Consider the following 1,153-nt stretch of genomic DNA (forward strand, 5'->3'; position numbering starts at 1 on the left):
GAAACGGGGCGCAGCCTGGCTGCGCCCTCAGGGGATTAAGGTGCCGGAATGGTAAACCGGGTGTGGATCTCTTCCAGCGCCTGCAGCAAGTCCTCATCCAGAATCACGTCGAGGCTGTCGAGGTTGATTTTCAACTGCTCCACCGAGGTGGCGCCCAACAGGGTGCTGGCGACGAACGGCTGCTGACGCACGAAGGCCAGCGCCATCTGCGAAGGGTCCAGCCCGTGTTTTTTGGCCAGCGCCACGTATTCGGCGATCGCCAGCTGGGTTTGCTGCCCTGAATAACGATTGAAGCGGGTGAACAGTGTATTGCGCGCACCGGCCGGTTTAGCGCCGGTGAGGTATTTACCGCTCAGCGTACCGAACGCCAGGCTGGAATAGGCCAGCAGTTCTACCCCTTCGTGCTGGCTGATCTCGGCCAGGCCAATCTCAAAGCTGCGGTTCAGCAGGCTGTACGGGTTTTGGATCGACACGATGCGCGGCAGTTCGTGTTTCTCCGCCAGCTGCAGATAGCGCATCACGCCCCAGGGCGTTTCGTTGGAAACCCCGATATAGCGAATTTTACCGGCGCGCACCTGCTCGGTCAGCGCCTCCAGCGTTTCCAACAGCGTGACCGTAGCTTTGTCGTCAGTGTATTGATAGTTGAGTTTGCCAAAGCAGTTGGTGGCGCGCTGCGGCCAGTGCAATTGGTAAAGATCGAGATAATCGGTATTCAGCCGCTTGAGGCTGGCGTCCAGCGCGGCGCGGATGTTTTTGCGATCCAGCGCCTGCTGCGGGCGGATACTGCTGTCGGTGCCGCGCACCGGGCCCGAGACTTTGCTGGCCAGGACGATTTTTTCGCGATTGCCGCGCGCTTTGATCCAACTGCCGATATAGCTTTCGGTCAGGCCCTGGGTTTCCGGGCGGGGCGGTACCGGGTACAGTTCGGCGGTGTCTATCAGGTTCACGCCTGCGGCCAATGCATAGTCCAGTTGCGCATGGGCGTCGGCTTCGCTGTTTTGTTCGCCAAAGGTCATGGTGCCCAGTCCCAGCACGCTCACTTCTAAAGAACTGTGGGGAATACGGTGGTATTGCATTAACGGCCTTCCTTTCTTGTTAGCGCTGACGGGCCGTGCGGCACGGTGAAACAGGAGCCCATTTCAGAAGACGGCGC

Annotated in this window: 1 protein-coding gene; it reads right to left on the bottom strand. The window is 59.7% G+C overall.

Going from position 1 to position 1,153, the window contains the following annotated elements; translation table 11 throughout:
• Positions 1-35: 35 nt before the first annotated feature.
• Positions 36-1,076 carry an NADP(H)-dependent aldo-keto reductase gene (locus AB0H42_RS35835; RefSeq protein WP_357064350.1) on the bottom strand — a complete coding sequence of 347 codons (1,041 nt, stop codon included), beginning with the start codon at positions 1,074-1,076 and terminating at the stop codon, positions 36-38.
• Positions 1,077-1,153: the final 77 nt, after the last annotated feature.

Origin of the sequence: Nocardia sp. NPDC050799 (assembly GCF_040654015.1) — a bacterium.
Lineage (GTDB): Bacteria > Actinomycetota > Actinomycetes > Mycobacteriales > Mycobacteriaceae > Nocardia.

What these genes read in the sequence shown, in the direction of transcription:
- AB0H42_RS35835 (WP_357064350.1), bottom strand. Translation starts at nt 1,076, where the DNA reads ATGCAATACCACCGTATTCCCCACAGTTCTTTAGAAGTGAGCGTGCTG.